Source organism: Glaesserella australis (assembly GCF_003260095.1).
Taxonomy (GTDB): Bacteria; Pseudomonadota; Gammaproteobacteria; order Enterobacterales; family Pasteurellaceae; genus Glaesserella; species Glaesserella australis.
Genome location: NZ_PTPX01000010.1, coordinates 49276 through 69266, shown reverse-complemented (window position 1 = coordinate 69266; position 19991 = coordinate 49276). Strand labels below are relative to the sequence as shown.

Here is a 19991-nt window from a genome sequence, read left to right as displayed (position 1 = left end):
GATCATAGTAATTTACTGACGGCACTTGTTTTTTAACGAGTGCCTTTTTTATTGCTCAATAAATAGAGAAACTAATGCAAACGTTTCCTTTTCTTTGTTATACTTGTATCAATTTTGTTAAATCCTGTAAGGAATCACTATGTCAGCTCAACAACTTATCGCGAAACTCACCGACATCGTTGGCGAAAAATATATTATTACCGATACTTCTAAAACCGAAGTTTATCGTAGTGGTTATCGCTTTGGTTCGGGCAATGCGCTTGCGGTGGTTCGCCCTGCGACACTACTTGAGTTTTGGGCAATTTTAAAAGCCTGTGTTGCGGCGGATGTAATTGTCATTACACAAGCGGCAAATACGGGATTAACAGGCGGCTCAACGCCAAATGGCAATGATTATGATCGTGATATTGTGATTATCAATGCAATGCGAATTGACGGTATCCAGTTGATTAATAACGCAAATCAAGTGGTCTGTTTGCCGGGTTCAACCTTAAATGCTCTTGAAAATGCCTTAAAACCCCATAGTCGTGAGCCGCATTCGGTGATTGGTTCTTCTTGTATTGGTGCTTCTGTGATCGGCGGTGTTTGTAACAATTCAGGTGGTGCATTGGTGCAACGCGGTCCGGCTTATACGGAAATGGCACTCTATGCTCAACTCAATGCAAGCGGTGAGTTAGAGCTAAAAAATCACTTAGGCATTGATTTAGGCGACACGCCTGAAGAAATTTTGCAAAATCTGCAAGAGCAACGTTATCAACGCAAAGATATTCAGCTTGATTGCGGCAAAGGTCACGATCACGCTTATTGTAACCACGTTCGCCAAGTGGATGAAGACTCCCCTGCCCGCTTTAATGCGGATCCTGCTCGCCATTACGAGGCATCAGGCAGCGCGGGTAAATTAGCAATTTTTGCCGTGCGTTTAGACACTTTTCCATTAGAAAAAGAGACCGCAGTTTTCTATATCGGCACAAATCAAACCAATGTGCTGAGCGATATTCGTCGCCATATGTTAGCCAATTTCCAGCAGTTGCCGATTTCGGGCGAATATATTCACCGTGATGCTTTTGATGTGGCGGCAGAATATGGCAAAGATACCTTTTGGGTGATTAAAAAGCTCGGAACGCACCGCTTGCCAACGTTATTTGCCTTAAAAGCGAAAGTGGATCGTTTATCGAAAAAATACTCGTTCCTGCCAAACCATTTCAGCGACAAGCTGTTGCAGCTTATCTCTAAAGTGTTGCCACAACATTTGTCTGATAGTTTGCGTCAATATCGTGATAAATATGAACATCACTTAATTGTGAAAATGGGCGGCGTTGGCGTGAAAGAAGCTCAAGAGTATCTCAAAACCTATTTTGCAGGCAGTGCTAAAGGCGGTTACTTTGAATGTAGCCCTGAAGAAACGCAAGCTGCAATGCTTCATCGCTTTGCCGTTGCATCAGCGGCAATCCGCTATAGAGCCATTCACGAGAAAGATGTTGAAGATATTGTGGCGTTGGATATTGCGTTACGTCGCAACGATAATGAGTGGTTTGAAGTGTTGCCACAAGAAATTAATGAGAAAATTAGCCATAAACTCTATTATGGACACTTTATGTGCCACGTTTTCCACCAAGATTATATCGTTAAAAAAGGCAACGATTGTGTAGCCTTAGAACACGAGATGTTGAAATTGCTCGACCAACGGGGCGCACAATACCCTGCGGAGCATAATGTGGGGCATTTATATGAAGCCAAACCTGCCTTGCGTAAGTTCTATCAAGATCTAGACCCAACGAACAGTTTCAATCCTGGTATTGGACAAACCTCGAAGAAGAAACATTGGGGATAAACATAAAAAATGGGGCTTTCGCCCCATTTTCTATTTCTATCTTCTACTAGCCACCAGCTAACTTCACCGTATAACCCTTTTGCTCTAACATCTGTTTAAGCTGATCTCGGTTATCCCCTTGAATTTCAATAACGCCATCTTTGACGGAACCTCCGCAACCTGTTTTGCGTTTTAATTCAGAAGCAAGAGCGACTAATCCTCGATCATCTAAATCAACGCCCGTGATGACGCAAACACCTTTGCCTTTTCGACCGCTTGTTTGACGTTGAATACGAACAATACCATCGCCTTTAGGGCGCTCCACCTTTGGTTTTTCTTCTGTAATTCGCCCAACTTCTGTGGAATAAACTAAAGCCATCTGTAAAATTCCTTGATGATCTCACCGCTTGTTACGCGATAGATTGGTTAATAGATTTTAGAACTGCAAGTGGGTCATCCGCTTGAGTAATCGGACGTCCGATCACCAAATAGTCTGAACCTGTGTCAATCGCTTGTTTTGGGGTCATCACACGGCGTTGATCGCCAAAATCACTGCCCTCAGGGCGAATACCCGGCGTAACCAGTTTGAAATCTTTACCGCAGTGGGTTCTTAATACTTCCACTTCTTGTGGCGAACAGACTACGCCATCTAAACCTGCACGTTGGCAGAGATGTGCTAGACGAATCACTTGCTCCATTGGCGATGCGTTAATCCCAATTTGTAGTAGATCTAAGTCTTCCATACTTGTTAATACTGTTACACCAATTAATAGTGGTGCATCTTTACCATAAGGTTCAAGAATTTGTTTTGCTGTTTCCATCATTCTCAAGCCGCCGCAAGCGTGTAAATCAACCATCCATACGCCTAAATCTGCCGCTGAGCGTACGGCTCTTGCTACGGTATTTGGAATATCGTGATATTTTAAATCTAAAAAAACATCAAATTTACGGTCATGTAACTGTTTAACAAAATGAGTTCCTAGTGTAGTAAACATCTCTTTGCCCACTTTCAAACGGCATAAAGATGGGTCAACTTGATCGACAAAATTGAGCGCTTCCGCTTCTGTTTCATAATCAAGGGCGACAATAATTTTGTTGTCCATTTAGATCTCCTGTTTTTAAATCACTTCTGTAATACTTTGTATTGGTTTGATACTTTCCCACGTTCTGCATGATGGGCATTGCCAAGATAGTCGATAACTTTGGTAACCACAATTTAAGCAACGGTATTGGAATCCGTTTTTAATCCTATCACCTACCATTTTATGTAGTAACACAAGACTTTCTTTTCCTCTCCCATCTTCTGCTTCATTCACTTGATAATAGATGAAACGGTGAAAAGTAATCAAATTAGGGTACTGCCTAACCTGCTGATATAATTTAGATTGAGCAGCTTCAATACCATCTTTTTGTTCAATAAATTCAGCTAAAGCTAAATCAACACTGCTATTATGCTTAATTTGATTCGCTTTAATAAGAAATAACTCAAAATTCGCTGTATCAGCTAAATCAGTATAACACTGTTTAATCTTTACTAATATTTCACTGATGTAATTAGGTTCTTGATCTAATACCGCTTCAAAGTAGCTTAGTGCTTTTCTAGTGTCTTGTTTTTCTAGGAAAAAATCACCTAGCAGAATAGAGGCTCTTGCACAATTAGGCACATAATTTAATGCCTTTTCTAAAGAAGATAAAAAGAGCTTTTCATCATCTAATTTAACCGTTTGAGCAAATTCACAATAGTAATGAGACAACGGAATTTTATCCATATCAGGTTCAATTTTGAGCCTTTTTTCTGCGACATTAATCGCTTTCTTCCATTCTCGTGTTTTTTGATAAATTTCAGTTAGTTGACTCAAAGAATTAACAGCAAATTCAGGTTCATCGAGTAAGGTAATATAATAATTTTCAGCACGATCATAAAATCCCGCTGCCATAAAATCTTTAGCAAGTTGCTGTTTTGCCAATAATTTTTGTTCAAATGAATAATTAGGATTCGTCTCTAGTGCTTGATGGATTCTTAATGCTCTATCTACTTCTCCACGAGAGCGAAAAAGATTCCCTAATGTTAATTCAGCTTCAAATTGTGATTCTGTGGCAATTTGATTTTCAGATTCTTGCTTTTGCAACATGGAAAGAAAAAGATCGACAGCTTTTTCTTGTTGGTTAGAAAGAAGGAAATTCAAACCCGTGACATAGTCACGGGAAAATTTATTATTAATTGTTTCTTGGTCCTTTTTTGCACTACGTTGTCCCATATACCATCCATAAAGCGCAGCAACAGGGAGCAAAAGGAACAATAATTCAAGCATTATTCAGCCTTCGGTAAGGATAATTCGCTAATTTGTTGTGCTTGACGCTTAACACGGCGGTTTAAAGCAATATTTTGTAATTTTATTTTTAAATAGAAAAAGCCTGTAATAAACCAGCCTAAAATGAGACCAAACCCAAATAAAATCGCAACAAGTGTAGATAAACGTAATTCACTTTTTGCAACGATATAGTTGAATGTAATAAGTTGATCGTTATTTGCGCCAATAGTAACAGCGACAAGAATAATCGCTAAAACAATGATAATACTGAAAACATATTTCATAGGTAACTCCATTATTACATTAAAATTTTATAAAAAAACGACACTATAACGAGTGTCGCTTTAAGAGAACTAAGCTAAATCAACACGTTCTTTCAGTTCTTTACCTGCTTTGAAGTGAGGTACGTATTTTGCATCTAATTTGACGCTTTCACCCGTTTTTGGGTTGCGACCAATGCTTGGTTGACGATAATGTAAAGAAAAACTACCAAAACCGCGTACTTCAATTCGCTCTCCCTTCTCTAATGAAGCCATAATCTGCTCTAAAATTTCTTTAACACTTTCATCTACAGATCGTACAGCCAAGGAAGGATATTTAACTGCTAAACTTTCGATTAATTCTGATTTAGTCATATTATCTCCTAAAATGCAATATATTTTAAGCGGGCATGCCTATAAGCATACCCGCTTGAAATGAGCTAATTACTCACCTTTTGCAGCTTTGAAAGCTTCAGCCATTGCATTTGGAATAGCTTCTTCTTGTTTGTTCACTTGCGCAAGTGCTGCTGACTCTTCAGCTTCATCTTTCGCACGAACAGAAAGGTTTACGATACGTGCTTTACGATCAACACCTGTGTATTTTGCTTCGATTTCATCGCCTACAGAAATTACTGTAGTAATGTCTTCTACACGATCACGTGTTGCTTCTGCTGCACGAACATAACCTTCAACGCCATCCGCTAATTCAACTTTAACGCCTTTAGCATCAACTTCAACAGCTTTACCTTTCACAACTGCACCTTTCTTCGTGCTATCAACGAAGTTAGTGAATGGATCAGATTCTAATTGTTTGATACCTAAAGAAATACGCTCTTTCACTGCATCAACTTGTAACACAACTGCTTCTACTTCGTCACCTTTTTTGTAGTTACGAACAGCTTCTTCGCCAGTCATATTCCAAGAAATATCAGATAAGTGAACTAAACCGTCAATACCACCTTCTAAACCGATAAAGATACCGAAATCAGTGATTGATTTAATTTTACCTTTTACTTTATCGTTTTTGTTGTGGGTTTCTGCGAAGTGTTCCCATGGGTTCGCTTTGCATTGTTTTAAACCTAAAGAGATACGACGACGTTCTTCATCAACTTCAAGTACCATTACTTCAACAACATCACCTACGTTAACTACTTTAGATGGGTGGATATTTTTGTTTGTCCAATCCATTTCTGAAACGTGAACTAAACCTTCAACACCATCTAAAATTTCAACGAAGCAACCATAGTCAGTTAAGTTAGTTACTTTACCCGTTAATTTGCTACCAACTGGGTGATTTTGTGCAATTGCAGCCCATGGATCTTGACCTAATTGTTTTAAGCCTAATGATACACGTGTTTTCTCTTTGTCAAATTTAAGTACTTTAACAGTCACTTCTTGACCTACAGTCACAACTTCGCTCGGGTGTTTAACACGTTTCCATGCCATATCTGTGATATGTAATAAACCATCAACACCACCTAAATCAACAAATGCACCGTAGTCAGTTAAGTTTTTAACAATACCTTTAACTTCAGAGCCTTCCACTAAGTTCGCTAATACTTCTTCGCGATCAGCAGAGCTTGTTGTTTCAATTACTGCACGACGAGATACAACAACGTTGTTACGTTTTTGATCTAATTTGATTACTTTAAGTTCTAAAGTTTGACCTTCAAGATTTAAAGAATCACGTACAGGACGCGTATCAACTAATGAACCTGGTAAGAATGCACGAACACCGTTTAACTCAACAGTGAAGCCACCTTTCACTTTACCGTTCACGAAACCAACAACAGTTGCTTGCTCTTCGAATGCTTTCTCTAATGCAGCCCAAGATTCGTTACGTTTCGCTTTTTCACGAGAAAGTTTGGTCTCACCGAAACCGTCTTCTACAGCATCAAGAGCTACATCAACTACATCGCCAACTTGAACTTCTAATTCGCCTTGTGCATTGTAAAACTCTTCAGCAGGAATTGCAGATTCTGATTTTAAACCAGCATCTACGAATACAAGGCCTTTTTGGATTTTAACCACAGTACCTTTAACAATAGAACCTAAACGGGTTTCTTGACCTTTTAGTGATTCTTCAAATAGTTGAGCAAAAGATTCAGTCATAATTAATCTTCTTAAATAAAATAGAACGTCCACTCAGATCCGTCTAAATGGGGTTAGGAATAACAACTTAACAATCCATTGTTAAGCAAACAAATTTATAGTTTTTGAGCAATATAATCCAGTGCTTGTTGAATTACTTCCTCAATGGATAAATGCGTTGAATCCAAAATCATCGCATCTTTAGCTGGAACAAGTGGTGCAACAGGACGATTTCTGTCCCGAAAATCACGCTCTTTTATCTCGGCTAAAATCTCGTCAAAGTTAGCATTAAATCCCTTTTCTTGCAACTGTTTTACACGTCTTTTTGTACGTTCTTCAGCACTTGCATCCAAAAAGAATTTAATTTCAGCATCAGGAAAGACAATAGTCCCCATATCTCGTCCATCAGCAATAAGCCCTTTTTCACTACTAAAGTCACGTTGGCGTTGCAGTAATGCCTCACGAACCTGAGAATAAACTGCAATTTTCGATGCATTTTGACCCGCTTGTGCCGTGCGAATTTGATCGCCCACATTTTCACCATTCAAAATTACTTGAATTTCACTGCCTTGTGGCACAAATTTCACATCTAATTGACGCCCCAATTCAGCAAGGGCCATTTCGTCTTCAAAATCAATACCTTGCTTCACCGCAGCTAGAGCCAAAATACGATAAATTGCACCTGAGTCTAAAAAATCAAACCCTAATTTATCCGCAAGGGCGTGACATAACGTACCTTTACCTGCACCACTTGGACCATCTACTGTAATAACAATATTTTTCATATTATATCCTATACTTCAGGGAACTCGCCAATCGTAACATTCACTTCAATAATTTGCCCTTGGCGTGATAGCTTTACTTTGACTATTGTTCCAGGTTTCATATCTGCAATCAATTCCATCATTTGTGATGGAGACTCTGCTTCTACATCATTAATTTGTAAGACTAAATCGCCAGCTTCAATACCCGCTTTACCTGCTGGTCCATTCTCAACAACGCCTGTGATTAATACACCTTTATCTCCTACACCTAATTGTTTGGCTGAATAAAATAAAGAGCTATTAACGCCAAAATATCCTCGAATAACGCGCCCATCTTTAATAATTTTATTCATGACGTTATTCGCTAAAGAGATCGGGATGGCAAAATTTAGTCCTTCTGCTAATTCATCGCTATTTTTTCCAAGACTTAACGTATTTATTCCGACGATTTCTCCTGCAGAATTAATAAGAGCTCCCCCAGAATTTCCCTTATTAATAGATGCATCTGTTTGAATAAAATTTTGTCTGCCCATTTCAGAAAGTGCATTACGCCCTGTAGCACTTATAATACCTTGGGTAATACTCTGACCTAAATTAAGAGGATTACCAATCGCAAGAACAACATCACCAATTTGCGAGATACGCTGACTATTTTGTGGAATCGTTGGTAAATTATCTGCATCTATTTTTAACACTGCCAAATCGGTCAATGTATCTGACCCAACTAATGTCGCATTAAAAATAGATCCTGATTGAAGCGCGACAATAATTTGATCTGCATTTTGAATGACATGTTTGTTGGTCAGAATATAACCAGAAGATGTCATGATAACACCTGAACCTAAGTTATTTACTTGAAGTTCATTCGTTGATGTCGTTCCTACTGAATCAAATGCCTGATTATAAACATTCACCACAGCAGGAGAAGCTATTTTTACAGCATCGTGAAAACTGGCAATATCTTCACTGACGATGATATTACTATGTTTATTTACCCAAGGGGCAACATAGAGAATAAGTCCAGCACAAAAAAGCCCAAAACCTACCGCTTGCGCTATTTTTTTTACAACCACCATAACTCCTTGTGTGATAAGGCATATTCAAAAGAATATGCCTTACTAAAATTTAGAGTGATTTTACTAATTTTTTCAGATAGTTTTTAAATTCTTCGCCAAATTTATTGTGATTTAAACTATATTCGACAAAGGCTTCCATATAGCCTAATTTATCACCACAATCAAAAGTTTTACCTGTCATATGGAAAGCTTCTACATCTTGCTGATTAATTAACATATCAATCGCATCAGTTAATTGAATTTCATCACCGACACCAACAGGTGTTTTAGCGAGTAAATCCCAGATTTCTGCTGAGAACACGTACCGTCCAACCACTGCAAAATTTGAAGGAGCTTCATCTACACTCGGTTTTTCAATAATATTGGCAATTTTTGCTGTACCGGCAGGCTGTAAATCAACACCTTGGCAGTCAACGATACCATAGCTACTAACATTCTCTTTTGCCACTGGAGCCACCATAATTTGGCTATTTCCCGTTTCATTAAAACGTTTAATCATCGCAGCAAGGTTCTCGGTTTTCTGATTGGCTGTAAAGTCTGCTAATAAAACATCAGGTAATACTACCGCAAATGGCTCATTGCCAACGACCGCTCGACCACATAATACTGCATGACCTAATCCTTTCGCTTGCCCTTGACGCACATGCATTAAAGTCACATCTTTTGGTACGATAGAACGCACTTCATCAAGCAGTTGACGTTTTACCCGTTTCTCAAGCATCGTTTCTAACTCAAAGGATGTATCAAAGTGGTTCTCGATAGCATTTTTAGAAGAATGCGTAACCAGCACAATCTCTTTAATTCCCGCTGCTACACACTCATTCACAATATATTGGATGAGTGGTTTATCTGCGATAGTTAACATCTCTTTTGGAATTGCTTTCGTTGCAGGCAACATACGTGTGCCTAAACCTGCGACAGGAATAATAACTTTCATGAAAAATCCTTACAAAATAAAAGATAAAAGTAAACCGCCTACAAAAGCAAGCGGTCTGTTTTCAATAAAAATTTGCAAATTATTGACGAAGTAAGGCTAAAACCTCATCCGTTTTTTCTTGCATTAACTGTTTATCACCTCGAGTTTCGAGATTCAAACGAACAACAGGTTCAGTATTTGAACTTCTCAAATTGAATCGCCAATTTTCAAATTCAACGCTAATACCATCTAAAGTTTCTACGGATTTTGCTCGTTCTTTATAAGTATTAAGAACACGTTCAATCGCAACTTTCGCATCAGCTAACTTACTATTAATTTCACCAGGTGATGGAAACTTTTCTAAACGTTCACCAACTAATTCACTTAATGTTTTACCTGTTGTACAAAGTAACTCTAAAGTTAATAACCAAGGAATCATACCGCTATCACAGTAGAAGAAATCGCGGAAATAGTGATGGGCACTCATCTCACCACCATAGATGGCATCTACTTCACGCATTTTTTCTTTAATAAATGAGTGACCAGATTTAGACATTACAGCTTCACCACCAGATTCTGCAACTAATTCTTCTGTATTCCAAATTAAACGAGGATCATAAATGATTTTTGCTCCTTTATTCTTTTGTAAGAATGCTTGAGACAATAAACCTACAACATAATATCCTTCAATAAATCCTGCTTTCTCATCAAATAAAAAACAGCGATCAAAATCACCATCAAAAGCAATCCCCATATCAGCATTATTTGCTAATACAGCATTTGCAGAATCTTGACGATTTTCATGTAATATAGGATTTGGAATTCCATTTGGGAAAGTCCCATCTGGATTATTATGGACTTTTATAAAAGCGACTGGAACATTATGCGCTTTGAATTGAGCTTCAATTGCATCAATAACTTTCCCCGCCGCACCATTACCAGAATTAATCACTAAGGTTTTTGGTGTGAGTTTAGATAAGTCAATATATGACAATAAATGTTCAACATATTCACCTAATACACTTTTTTGAGTGTATCTACCTCGTTGACTAACGGGTGGAAAATTATTTTCTTCAGCTAAACGTTGAATATCAGCAAGTCCACTATCTGCACTAATGGGTCTAGAGCCTGCGCGAACAAGTTTCATTCCGTTATAATCCATTGGATTATGGCTAGCTGTCACTTCTATACCACCATCAGTTCCTAAGAATGATGTTGCAAAATAGACTTCTTCAGTACCAGTCTGACCGAGATCGATCACATCTACACCTGAATCCAACAAACCATTGGTAACTGCACTTTTTAACTCGTTACTGGTTAAACGCACATCACCACCTACAACAATATTTTTCGGTTTCAAGAATTGTCCAAATGCTCGACCTATGCGATATGCAATATCTACATTTAGTTCTGTTCCTAATTGCCCCCGAATATCGTAAGCCTTAAAACAAGTTAGTTTGTCCATAATATTTCCTTATTTTGTTGAGTTTAATTCTTTGAGCAAATCCAATTACATCACTCTTGCTTAGCTTCTTCAGCTAATGCTTTAATTCTTTGATAAATTTCTTCACGGTGAACAGAAATTTCTTTTGGAGCTTTAACCCCTAGTTTTACCTGACTACCACGAATACTTAGGACAGTAATTTCTACATCATCACCGATTAATAAGCTTTCGCCAATCTTACGGGTTAGAATAAGCATAACTATCTCTCCTTTTAGACTTTATCAGAGCAAACTAAAGTCATTCTAGTTTGCTCTTTATAATTAGAGTTTTGCTTGAATCCAATTTGTCGCAACATTGAGGGCTTGGGCTATATTGTTTGGTTGGTTACCACCAGCCATTGCCATATCAGCTCTACCACCACCTTTACCGCCGACTTCTTGAGCCATTAACCCAACAAGTTCACCCGCATTCACTTTGTCTGTAAGATCTTTTGTTACACCTACGATCAAATTAACTTTGTCATCTGCTTGCGTTGCGAATGCAATCACTGCAGAGCCGAGTTGATTTTTCAAGTCATCAACCATTGAACGTAATGCTTTGACTTCAACATTGTCTAAACGTTGAACAACCACATTCACGCCATTGATCTGTTGAGCTTGTTTTGCTAATTCGCCACCTGCTTGAAGAGCAAGTTTATCTTTGAGCTGTTGTAGCTCTTTCTCTACTTTCTTGCTTTTCTCTTGCAGTTGTTGAATTTTCTCAACAAGGCTTGCTGTATCTGCTTTCAACAACTCAGCACTTTGATTTAGCACTTGCTGTTGCTGATGAATTAAGGCAATCGCATTTTCGCCTGTTACCGCTTCTACACGACGAACACCTGCTGCAACTGCACTTTCAGATACTAATTTGAATAAGCCAATCTCACCTGTCTGTTTAACGTGAGTACCACCACAAAGTTCTACAGAAAACGCTGTCATATCTACAACGCGAACTCTATCTCCATATTTCTCACCGAAAAGTGCCATAGCACCTTTTTGCTTCGCTGATTCAAGATCCATTACTTCAGTTGTAACTACAATGTTTTCACGAATTTTCGTATTAATAATACGCTCAATCTCTTCTAAGTCAGCTTTTGAGATTGCTTCACCTTGAGAAAAATCAAAACGAAGTGAAGTTTCTGACACCAAAGAGCCTTTTTGTGCAACGTGATCACCTAACACTTGGCGAAGTGCCGAATGTAATAAGTGCGTCGCACTGTGGTTTAAGGTAATAGCGTGACGACGTGTCGCATTCACTTCCGCTTTGACTTTATCACCAACGGCTAAAGCCCCCGAAGTTAATTGACCAATATGCCCAAAGACTTGACCATATTTTTGTGTATCTTTTACGTCAAAGTTGCAAACTTCTGACGTAATCACACCGCTATCCCCAACCTGACCGCCTGACTCTCCATAGAAAGCTGTACGATCTAACACAACAACGGCATTTTCACCCGACTGGATACTTTCTACCGCTTTGCCATTACTGAATAACGCAACCACCGTTGCATCACACGTTGTAACTTCATAGCCTTTGAACTCTGTTGAGCCATCGACTTTAATCACATTATTATAATCTGTACCAAAGTTACTGCTTGCCTGCGCTCTTGCACGTTGCGCTTGCATTTCACGCTCAAAGCCTGCTTCATCAATGGTAATATCACGTTCACGGCACACATCTGCCGTTAAATCGAGTGGGAAGCCATAAGTATCGTAAAGTTTAAACGCCACTTCACCCGATAAAACCTTATTATCCACTTTAGCTAACGCATCTTCTAACAATGCCAAACCACGCTCAAGGGTACGCGCGAACTGATCTTCTTCTGCTTTTAACGCTTTCTGAATATGGGCTTGTTTCTGCGTTAAAATTTCACCTGCGTGTCCCATTGCTTTAGCAAGGGTTGGCACTAATTGATAGAAGAACGCCGATTTCGCCCCTAAAATGTTACCGTGACGTACCGCACGGCGAATAATACGGCGTAATACATAACCACGACCTTCGTTTGACGGCATTACCCCGTCAGCAATTAAATAGGCACAAGAACGAATATGGTCTGCAATTACACGCAAGGATTTATTGTCTAAATCTGTCACGTTTAACAGAGACGCAATCTCTTTGATTAACGCTTGGAAAATATCAATTTCATAGTTGGAATTAACGTGTTGCAACACTGCACTGATACGCTCTAAGCCCATACCTGTATCCACAGATGGCTTAGGTAATTTCTCTAATGTGCCATCGGCTTGACGGTTAAATTGCATAAAGACCACGTTCCACACTTCAATGAAACGGTCGCCATCTTCTTCTGCTGAACCTGGTGGACCGCCCCAAATATGATCACCGTGATCGTAGAAGATCTCAGTACAAGGGCCACAAGGACCGGTATCGCCCATCTGCCAGAAGTTATCTGACGCATAAGGTGCACCTTTATTATCTCCAATACGCACGATACGCTCTGCCGGCACACCAATCTCTTTATTCCAAATTTCATAGGCTTCATCGTCGGTTTCATAGACGGTTACCCATAATTTCTCTTTTGGTAAGCCTAACCATTGTGGCGAAGTCAAAAACTCCCACGCAAACGCAATCGCATCGGGTTTAAAGTAATCACCAAAACTGAAGTTGCCTAACATTTCAAAGAATGTATGGTGACGAGCGGTATAACCCACATTTTCAAGGTCATTATGTTTACCGCCAGCACGCACACAGCGTTGAGAACTGGTCGCTCTGTTGTAACTACGCTTATCTAATCCTAAGAACACATCTTTAAATTGGTTCATTCCTGCATTCGTAAATAGCAAGGTCGGATCATTCTCAGGTACAAGCGAGCTACTTGGCACAATCTGATGTCCTTTACTTTGGAAAAACTCCAAAAAGGCTTGTCTAATCTCTGATGTTGTTTTCATTAATGTTACTCGGATATATAAAAAATGGTATATCTATGTTTTTACTAAAGTATATTAGTAATTAACCTCCGTATTCTACACATTTTTTTGAATACGTGTATTTTTTACTGAATAAATTGTGTGTTTTGTGTTAAAAAAAGACCGCTTGAGTAACTGGAAGCGAATGTTTCAGCTACACAAGCGGTCTTTTTTAACAACTATTTTACCAATGAATAGCCAAAGCTATTTTATTCACTGACGAGCGGAACAACTAGCATATCAACTGTCACACTATTCATCACTTGACGAGTAGATGACATAAACTTACTCCAAAAATCTTGGTGATGTCCCGTTACCAGTAAATCTACTTGGTATTTTTCGACAGCTTCTTCAAGTACTTGGCTAAAATCACCGCTACCATTTAATTTTTCAGTCACTGGATAGTTGACTTTATTGGCTAATTCCTCAAGTGCTTTTACTGTCTCTTCAGAAACAGAATCTTGCACTGATGACATATTAATATCAATAAGTCCAGTATAAAGATCTGAAAAATTCACATCTACATGAATCAGCGATAATTTTGCTCCACATTTCTCTGCAAGACTCGCCCCCTTACGCAATAACACCAAGCTTTCCTCAGAAAGATCTACTGCAACTAAGATATGTTTATACATAATAAGCTCCTTGTTATATAGGTTATTGAGTTACTTTCTACTTCTAGAGAAATACTACCACAGTCTTAATATATAAAATTTGAACTACTTCTCAAATTTAGTAAATTTCTTAAAATTTATTTGCAAATCTATTTTATTTGAATATGTACCGTAATCTCTTCCCTATCGTGATATAACTGTTTCGCTTGTAAAGTAAATTTCAACCCTTGCTTTTCTAAAATTTCTGCAATGGTATCAAAACAGAGTTGCACTTCTTGATAACGCTTTTTCATTGGTAATTTTAAGTTGAAAATCGTTTCACGACACCAGCCATTGACTAGCCATTTGGCAATCAGCTTACTGATCCGCAACGGCTGTTCCACCATATCGCACACTAACCAATCAATCTGTTTACGTTTTGGCGGTTGGAATTTAAAGCCGTCTTCCGCACAATGCTCAATTCGCCCCGTGTCGTGTAAACTTGCCGCCATTTTTCCGTGATCGACCGCATAAACAAACAATCCTCGCTTAACGAGCTGATAAGTCCAACCGCCCGGGCAAGCCCCCAAATCCACGCCGCACATCTGCTCGGTAAAACGTTGTTTCTCTTCGGCTTGTGGCACAAAGGTTAAAATTGCTTCTTCCAATTTTAAGGTTGAACGGCTCGGTGCATCGGCTGGGAATTTCAGACGTGGAATGCCCATAAAAAACGGTGATCGGTTATGATTATAAGCATAGCCCACATAACATTTGCCCGAACCGATAAACAAAACGTGCAAACTTACGCTATTTTTCGCCGTTTCTTTCGCCCCTAACCAGCCCTGTTTTTTCAAGGCATTGCGTAGCGGTACAGTAAATTTACGACAGAAAGTCAAAAGTTCTTTCGCTTCATTGGTATCAGGCGTTTCAACCAAAATATCGCTACTGTTTTTTGGGTTTAGGCGTTGATATTCCGCTAAAATTGGCGAAATACGATCATTTTCAGGCAAATCTTGCAACAATTCGCCCACCACAATCATCTGCCGCACAAAAATCAACTGATTAAACGCTAATTCTTTGGCTAATCTATCTGCTTCCCCTGCTTGATAGCACTCAAAAATCACATAGCCGCTGTTCTCTTTTAGGTTCGCAAAGCCGTAAATCCCCAATTGAGCGGCTTTATCGTTAATCTCCCCTGCTACTTCTTTTTCAAAACCAGCACGGCAATATAAAGCTAATTTATTCATTACTTCTGACTTCTCACACTAATATAAACCAACGCCGCCCAGCCGACTAAAAAGAGCGAACCGCCGATAGGCGTTATCCAAGCAATCGCACGGCTTGCCCCTAACGCAAGGGCGTATAAACTACCGCTAAACAATAAAATCCCTAACGCCCAACTGCCGCCAATTATATTAAAGGCTTTAGCTCGACAAGCGGGCGGATTTTGCGAAAAATTTGCAATTTGGAACAAGCCCAACGCCATTAACGCCAAAGTATGAAACATTTGATATTGCAAACCTGTTTCAATCCACGCTAACGCTTTAGGTTCTAACACTTTCTGCAAGCCGTGAGCAGCAAATGCCCCGAATGCTATGCAGAAAAAGCCGCTTAGAGCTGCGATTAAAAGAAATTTGTTTTTCATGGAGTCTCCTTAAAATAGGCAGACAATATACCATATTCCCATCTATTTTCTCAAAACAAAAGGCTAAACACTTTCGCATTTAGCCTTTGATCTTAAAGAAAAAGTTTAGCCTTGTTGATACTTCGGCTCTTTAAACACGGTCACTTCCGGTGCTTGTCCGACAAATTTTTCCACTTGGACAATCGCGGTATTTGGCGAGTTGCCTTGTGCGAGTTTTGATGTGCCTTCGTCACGGGTTAGTACGTTCGGGTTACCGAATTTACATAACGGTTTTTCGCTTGTGCCGAGATCTTGTGGATCGTACCAAGCCCCTTCGTGTAGTGCCACTGTGCCTTTGATCACGCCGTCAGTCACCACAGCACCAGCCAACACTTGCCCACGTTTGTTAAAAATACGCACAATGTCACCGCTTGCAATGCCACGTGCTTTTGCATCTTCCGTATAGATTAACACTGGCTCACGGTCTGCTACGGTGTATTTTTGACGCAATGACGTATGGCAAAGTTGGCTGTGTAAGCGGTAGTACGGGTGTGGTGTCACTAACGCTAACGGCTCTTCAGCGGTCACATTGCCGGCATATTCTGCTGGTACAAACCACGTTGGGTGTCCTTTACAGTCGTCATAATTCATTTTCGCAACGGTATCCGAGAAAATCTCGATTTTACCCGATGGCGTACCTAATGGATTGAGAAGCGGATCGTTGCGGAATGCTTCATAACGCACCCATTTTTTCGCTTTTTCTGTCGCTTTAAAGGTAACTGGTTTGTTCTCTTCCCAGAATTTTTCAAACTTCGGCATTAACACACGGTTCTTACGTGCGGCTTCAAAGGCGGTGTTATAGAAGCCTCTTAACCAATCCATTTCGGTTTTGCCTTCGGTAAATTGCTGTTCAACCCCTGCACGTTTTGCCAATTCTGCAAAAATGTCATAATCGCTTTTCGCTTCAAATTGCGGTTCGACCACTTTTTTCATCGGGTAAATGTTCATCATTGAATAGTCGCCCGACATTGTTAAGTCGTTACGTTCATAACTTGTGGTGGCTGGTAGCACAATATCCGCCATACGAGCCGTTGGTGTCCAGTTCACTTCATTCACAATGACAGTGTCTGGTTTTTGCCACGCTTTCACGAGTGTGTTAGTGTCTTGGTGATGCGTAAACGGATTACCGCCCGCCCAGTAAATCAATTTAATGTCTGGGTAGGTGACTTCTGTGCCGTTATATTGAATGGTTTTGCCCGGATTGAGTAATGCATCAGAAATACGAGCCAATGGGAACGAGAATTTAGACGTATCGTCCAACCACGTTTTTTCGCCAGCTTCGGTCGATGGGCTTGCAGTGATAGAGCCTAAAATACCGCCCGTTGCCGTTGGTGCACCGCCGTTTGCATAGTGATAGCTCAAACCAAAACCGCCACCCGGTAAGCCGATTTGACCTAACATTGACGCAAGGGTGACGATCATCCAGTGCGTTTGTTCGCCGTGACGCTGACGTTGCATACCCCAACCTGCCATTAACATTGTGCGTTTTGATGAAAAATCTGCCGCTAATTTTTTGATCGTTTCTGCTGGCACGCCTGTAATTTGACTTGCCCAAGTTGCATCTTTCGGCTGATTGTCTTCTTTACCAAGCAAATAGGTTTCAAATTTATCGTAGCCTGTGGTGTATTTTTTGATAAATGCGGTATCTACTTTACCTTCAGTGGCTAACGTATGGGCAATCCCTAGCATCAATGCCACGTCTGTTGCAGTGTTGATCGGCAACCACTCTGCTCCCAAGTATTCGCAAGTTTCGCTTTTTACTGGGTCGATACAGATCACACGTTTACCACTCTCTTTTAATTTTTTGAAGTATTCCACGCCTTGTTGGTCAGTCGATGTCCACGCATTGCGTAATGTCGTGATCGGGTTAGCAGACCAAAGTACCACGATTTCCGAGCTTTCCAACACTACTTCCCAGCTGGTTTGTTGCTCATACACTTCGATTGTGCCTAAAACGTGTGGCATAATCACTTGAGCCGCCCCTGTTGAGTAGTCGCCTTTTACGCCCACAAAACCGCCTGTTAAATTCAGATAGCGATGTAACAAGGTACGAGCGGCGTGCAACGCCCCTGAGCTATACCAACCGTAAGAACCTGCAAAAATACCGCCTGCACCGTGAGCATCTCGCACACGTTTCACTTCGTTATGCACCAATTCAAAGGCTTTATCCCACGAAATACGCACCCACTCATCACGTCCACGCAATGTTGTGTCTTTGTTGCCTTCCAAATAGCCTTTACGAACCATAGGATATTTCACCCGCACTTCGCTATAAAGTTGATCAGGTACGACATTTTGTAATTCATTTTCAATCACAGGCGTAATTGCTGCCCCTGATTTAACCGCTTTACCATTTTCGACTACCACGCCAATCGGTCCCCAGTGTGCTGCGGTCATTACCGCCGTTTGCTCTGCGGCAACAGCATTTGAACTGAGTAGCGATGTTACGCCACTTGTTGCAAGGGAAGCACCTGCCAAACCTAAAGATGAATTTTTAAGAAAATCACGGCGACTTGCGTTGAATTTGTCTTGCTTTTTCATTTGAAACCTCATTAATGAAATTTCACAACAGCATTTGCAAAAAAGAGAAAGAAAGATACCGCTTGTGATCCGTCAGAAAAGCCTTAAACGGATCACCACTTTCGCAAATACAGTTTGTGAAAGTTGATATAACGACACCTTTCTAAAGGGGAGTGGCACGCTCATTTCTAAACGTACCATTGTGTAATTTGCAAGCAAATTACAGGCACTGGTTCCATATCATCAGACTTAGGACGACAGGCTCGGAGTCGGGTTAGTTTGTCTCTGTGATTTGTAAATGCCAGAGACGAGCATTTTGTTGTAAAAAATTAGTGAGAACTACCCACAATATCTTTTGCATTACGTTGCAGATAAATCGTCACAGCACGCACATCATCTGCACTCATTGATGTTCTGTCTTTCATTGAATTGACCACGCCAATCCACTGGTTCGCCGTGTAGTGATCCGCACCAATCGGAGCGTGGCAACCGCTACAATGGGTTTGGTTTAGATTATTCCCAAATTGATTTAACGCATTTAAGTTAGAAGTCACCGCACTTTTCGGCAAAGTCACAGGGAAATGGACTTCTTTCCAATCTGATGCGGTTACATTGTCATAGACGGTTTTAGTTACTGTAACTTTCTCTTTTACCTCATCGCCCAATAACGCCACCATAATGCGTTTACCCAAATCCATATAGACCACAGACTCAGCTCCAACTTGTTGCCAGCCTTTCACCGTTGCCTGAACTTGATCGCCCTGCTCTTTCCATTCTGTCAATTCGGCATAAGGCATCAAACGTGCTTCGCCTGCATCAGAAAACTGGGCATTGCTCATCGCTAACGCATAAAGCGTCTTATCGCTAGCGGTGAAATTGCCGCCAAATTTTGCTAATTCGCCTGCCGCTGCCGCACTGTCCACAGGAATTTCAGGCATAAAATGGGCAATCCCTTTATGACAATCAATACAGGTCTGGTTGGTCTCTTGTGCTAACTTGTGCATTTTCTGTGCTGCTTCTTTTTGCTCAGAAATCACCATTGCATCAAAACTGTGGCAGCTTCGACAGGTTGCCGAATCAGTCGCTTTCATATCTTCCCAAACCTTTTGAGCCATTTCTAAACGATGTGCTTCATAGGCTTCTTGATCGGGTAACTTATTAGTGACATAGGTGTGCCAAAGATCTTTAATGGCAAACACTTTCGCTTTCACATAATGAATAGGATCTTCAGGAATATGGCAGTCAGCACATTCTGCACGAATACCCTTGCGGTTAGAAAAGTGAACACTTCCCTCCCACTCAGCTTGTGGGTGGCTCATTGAATGGCAACTGACACAAAACTCCGTGGTACTGGTCGCTTTCATCACATATTGCGTCCCACCAAAAATCCCTGCCCCAGCCAGCATTAACGCCAATCCACCCAAAATGGCTTTTTTCTTAAATCCCAACATTTGTTACCCCACAAATAAAAATACAACAATAAAAGTACGGAAATTATAGGTTTCAGGGAAAGCCATTCCAATACGCAGATTTGCGTATTTAGAGAAAGGAATTCGCG

At 40.3% G+C, this 19991-nt stretch carries 18 protein-coding genes and 1 riboswitch; of the genes, 1 reads left to right on the top strand and 17 read right to left on the bottom strand.

What is annotated here, in order from left to right:
- Positions 1-139: 139 nt before the first annotated feature.
- Positions 140-1831 (top strand): D-lactate dehydrogenase, encoded by a 1692-nt coding sequence (gene dld, locus C5N92_RS05185; RefSeq protein ID WP_111749799.1) that lies wholly within the window; start codon positions 140-142, stop codon positions 1829-1831.
- A 46-nt stretch (positions 1832-1877) separates the two neighbouring features.
- Here the strand turns inward: dld and yciH are convergent, their stop codons facing one another.
- From yciH to C5N92_RS05100, 17 genes are all read right to left on the bottom strand, one after another.
- Positions 1878-2189: a stress response translation initiation inhibitor YciH gene (gene yciH, locus C5N92_RS05180; RefSeq protein ID WP_111749798.1), complete on the bottom strand. Its 312-nt coding sequence runs from the start codon at positions 2187-2189 to the stop codon at positions 1878-1880.
- A gap of 31 nt (positions 2190-2220) precedes the next feature.
- Entirely contained in the window at positions 2221-2913 is a 693-nt protein-coding gene (gene pyrF / locus C5N92_RS05175) for an orotidine-5'-phosphate decarboxylase (RefSeq protein ID WP_111749797.1), read from the bottom strand.
- A 15-nt stretch (positions 2914-2928) separates the two neighbouring features.
- Positions 2929-4122 (bottom strand): lipopolysaccharide assembly protein LapB, encoded by a 1194-nt coding sequence (gene lapB, locus C5N92_RS05170; RefSeq protein ID WP_111749796.1) that lies wholly within the window; start codon positions 4120-4122, stop codon positions 2929-2931.
- A complete protein-coding gene (locus C5N92_RS05165) occupies positions 4122-4406 on the bottom strand; it encodes a LapA family protein (protein ID WP_111749795.1) in 285 nt (94 codons plus the stop codon). Before C5N92_RS05165 ends, lapB begins: the two co-directional genes overlap by 1 nt.
- A 69-nt stretch (positions 4407-4475) precedes the next feature.
- The gene (locus C5N92_RS05160; protein WP_111749794.1) at positions 4476-4757 is read right to left on the bottom strand and encodes an integration host factor subunit beta; all 282 of its coding nucleotides are present in this window, start codon (positions 4755-4757) and stop codon (positions 4476-4478) included.
- A 69-nt stretch (positions 4758-4826) separates the two neighbouring features.
- Positions 4827-6494, bottom strand: a complete 1668-nt coding sequence (gene rpsA, locus C5N92_RS05155; RefSeq protein WP_111749793.1) for a 30S ribosomal protein S1 — start codon at positions 6492-6494, stop codon at positions 4827-4829.
- 95 nt (positions 6495-6589) lie between these two features.
- Positions 6590-7258, bottom strand: a complete 669-nt coding sequence (cmk, locus tag C5N92_RS05150) for a (d)CMP kinase (RefSeq protein ID WP_111749792.1) — start codon at positions 7256-7258, stop codon at positions 6590-6592.
- A gap of 8 nt (positions 7259-7266) precedes the next feature.
- Entirely contained in the window at positions 7267-8313 is a 1047-nt protein-coding gene (gene degS, locus C5N92_RS05145) for an outer membrane-stress sensor serine endopeptidase DegS (RefSeq protein ID WP_111749791.1), read from the bottom strand.
- A 49-nt stretch (positions 8314-8362) separates the two neighbouring features.
- Complete coding sequence (gene galU / locus C5N92_RS05140; protein ID WP_111749790.1) at positions 8363-9250, bottom strand: UTP--glucose-1-phosphate uridylyltransferase GalU; 888 nt, start codon at positions 9248-9250, stop codon at positions 8363-8365.
- Between the two features lie 79 nt (positions 9251-9329).
- Positions 9330-10694, bottom strand: a complete 1365-nt coding sequence (locus C5N92_RS05135; protein WP_111749789.1) for a phosphohexomutase domain-containing protein — start codon at positions 10692-10694, stop codon at positions 9330-9332.
- Positions 10695-10744: 50 nt separating this feature from the next.
- Complete coding sequence (csrA, locus tag C5N92_RS05130) at positions 10745-10930, bottom strand: carbon storage regulator CsrA (RefSeq protein ID WP_111749788.1); 186 nt, start codon at positions 10928-10930, stop codon at positions 10745-10747.
- Between the two features lie 63 nt (positions 10931-10993).
- Complete coding sequence (gene alaS, locus C5N92_RS05125; protein WP_111749787.1) at positions 10994-13618, bottom strand: alanine--tRNA ligase; 2625 nt, start codon at positions 13616-13618, stop codon at positions 10994-10996.
- 227 nt (positions 13619-13845) lie between these two features.
- A complete protein-coding gene (gene uspA / locus C5N92_RS05120) occupies positions 13846-14271 on the bottom strand; it encodes a universal stress protein UspA (protein ID WP_111749786.1) in 426 nt (141 codons plus the stop codon).
- 128 nt (positions 14272-14399) lie between these two features.
- On the bottom strand, positions 14400-15476 hold the full coding sequence (rlmM, locus tag C5N92_RS05115) for a 23S rRNA (cytidine(2498)-2'-O)-methyltransferase RlmM (protein ID WP_111749785.1): 1077 nt from the start codon (positions 15474-15476) through the stop codon (positions 14400-14402).
- Positions 15476-15874, bottom strand: a complete 399-nt coding sequence (locus C5N92_RS05110; RefSeq protein WP_111749784.1) for a DUF423 domain-containing protein — start codon at positions 15872-15874, stop codon at positions 15476-15478. The genes rlmM and C5N92_RS05110 overlap by 1 nt, the downstream gene beginning before the upstream one ends.
- A 105-nt stretch (positions 15875-15979) precedes the next feature.
- Positions 15980-18454 carry a trimethylamine-N-oxide reductase TorA gene (gene torA / locus C5N92_RS05105; RefSeq protein ID WP_111749783.1) on the bottom strand — a complete coding sequence of 825 codons (2475 nt, stop codon included), beginning with the start codon at positions 18452-18454 and terminating at the stop codon, positions 15980-15982.
- 119 nt (positions 18455-18573) lie between these two features.
- Positions 18574-18714: riboswitch (molybdenum cofactor riboswitch) on the bottom strand.
- Between the two features lie 48 nt (positions 18715-18762).
- A complete protein-coding gene (locus C5N92_RS05100) occupies positions 18763-19839 on the bottom strand; it encodes a NapC/NirT family cytochrome c (RefSeq protein WP_238138458.1) in 1077 nt (358 codons plus the stop codon).
- Between the last annotated feature and the right edge of the window lie 152 nt (positions 19840-19991).

Excerpts from the sequence above, each read along its gene's own strand:
- dld (WP_111749799.1), top strand. The coding sequence starts at position 140 with ATGTCAGCTCAACAACTTATCGCGAAACTCACCGACATCGTTGGCGAA.
- yciH (WP_111749798.1), bottom strand. The coding sequence starts at position 2,189 with ATGGCTTTAGTTTATTCCACAGAAGTTGGGCGAATTACAGAAGAAAAA.
- pyrF (WP_111749797.1), bottom strand. The coding sequence starts at position 2,913 with ATGGACAACAAAATTATTGTCGCCCTTGATTATGAAACAGAAGCGGAA.
- lapB (WP_111749796.1), bottom strand. The coding sequence starts at position 4,122 with ATGCTTGAATTATTGTTCCTTTTGCTCCCTGTTGCTGCGCTTTATGGA.
- C5N92_RS05165 (WP_111749795.1), bottom strand. The coding sequence starts at position 4,406 with ATGAAATATGTTTTCAGTATTATCATTGTTTTAGCGATTATTCTTGTC.
- C5N92_RS05160 (WP_111749794.1), bottom strand. The coding sequence starts at position 4,757 with ATGACTAAATCAGAATTAATCGAAAGTTTAGCAGTTAAATATCCTTCC.
- rpsA (WP_111749793.1), bottom strand. The coding sequence starts at position 6,494 with ATGACTGAATCTTTTGCTCAACTATTTGAAGAATCACTAAAAGGTCAA.
- cmk (WP_111749792.1), bottom strand. The coding sequence starts at position 7,258 with ATGAAAAATATTGTTATTACAGTAGATGGTCCAAGTGGTGCAGGTAAA.
- degS (WP_111749791.1), bottom strand. The coding sequence starts at position 8,313 with ATGGTGGTTGTAAAAAAAATAGCGCAAGCGGTAGGTTTTGGGCTTTTT.
- galU (WP_111749790.1), bottom strand. The coding sequence starts at position 9,250 with ATGAAAGTTATTATTCCTGTCGCAGGTTTAGGCACACGTATGTTGCCT.
- C5N92_RS05135 (WP_111749789.1), bottom strand. The coding sequence starts at position 10,694 with ATGGACAAACTAACTTGTTTTAAGGCTTACGATATTCGGGGGCAATTA.
- csrA (WP_111749788.1), bottom strand. The coding sequence starts at position 10,930 with ATGCTTATTCTAACCCGTAAGATTGGCGAAAGCTTATTAATCGGTGAT.
- alaS (WP_111749787.1), bottom strand. The coding sequence starts at position 13,618 with ATGAAAACAACATCAGAGATTAGACAAGCCTTTTTGGAGTTTTTCCAA.
- uspA (WP_111749786.1), bottom strand. The coding sequence starts at position 14,271 with ATGTATAAACATATCTTAGTTGCAGTAGATCTTTCTGAGGAAAGCTTG.
- rlmM (WP_111749785.1), bottom strand. The coding sequence starts at position 15,476 with ATGAATAAATTAGCTTTATATTGCCGTGCTGGTTTTGAAAAAGAAGTA.
- C5N92_RS05110 (WP_111749784.1), bottom strand. The coding sequence starts at position 15,874 with ATGAAAAACAAATTTCTTTTAATCGCAGCTCTAAGCGGCTTTTTCTGC.
- torA (WP_111749783.1), bottom strand. The coding sequence starts at position 18,454 with ATGAAAAAGCAAGACAAATTCAACGCAAGTCGCCGTGATTTTCTTAAA.
- C5N92_RS05100 (WP_238138458.1), bottom strand. The coding sequence starts at position 19,839 with ATGCTGGCTGGGGCAGGGATTTTTGGTGGGACGCAATATGTGATGAAA.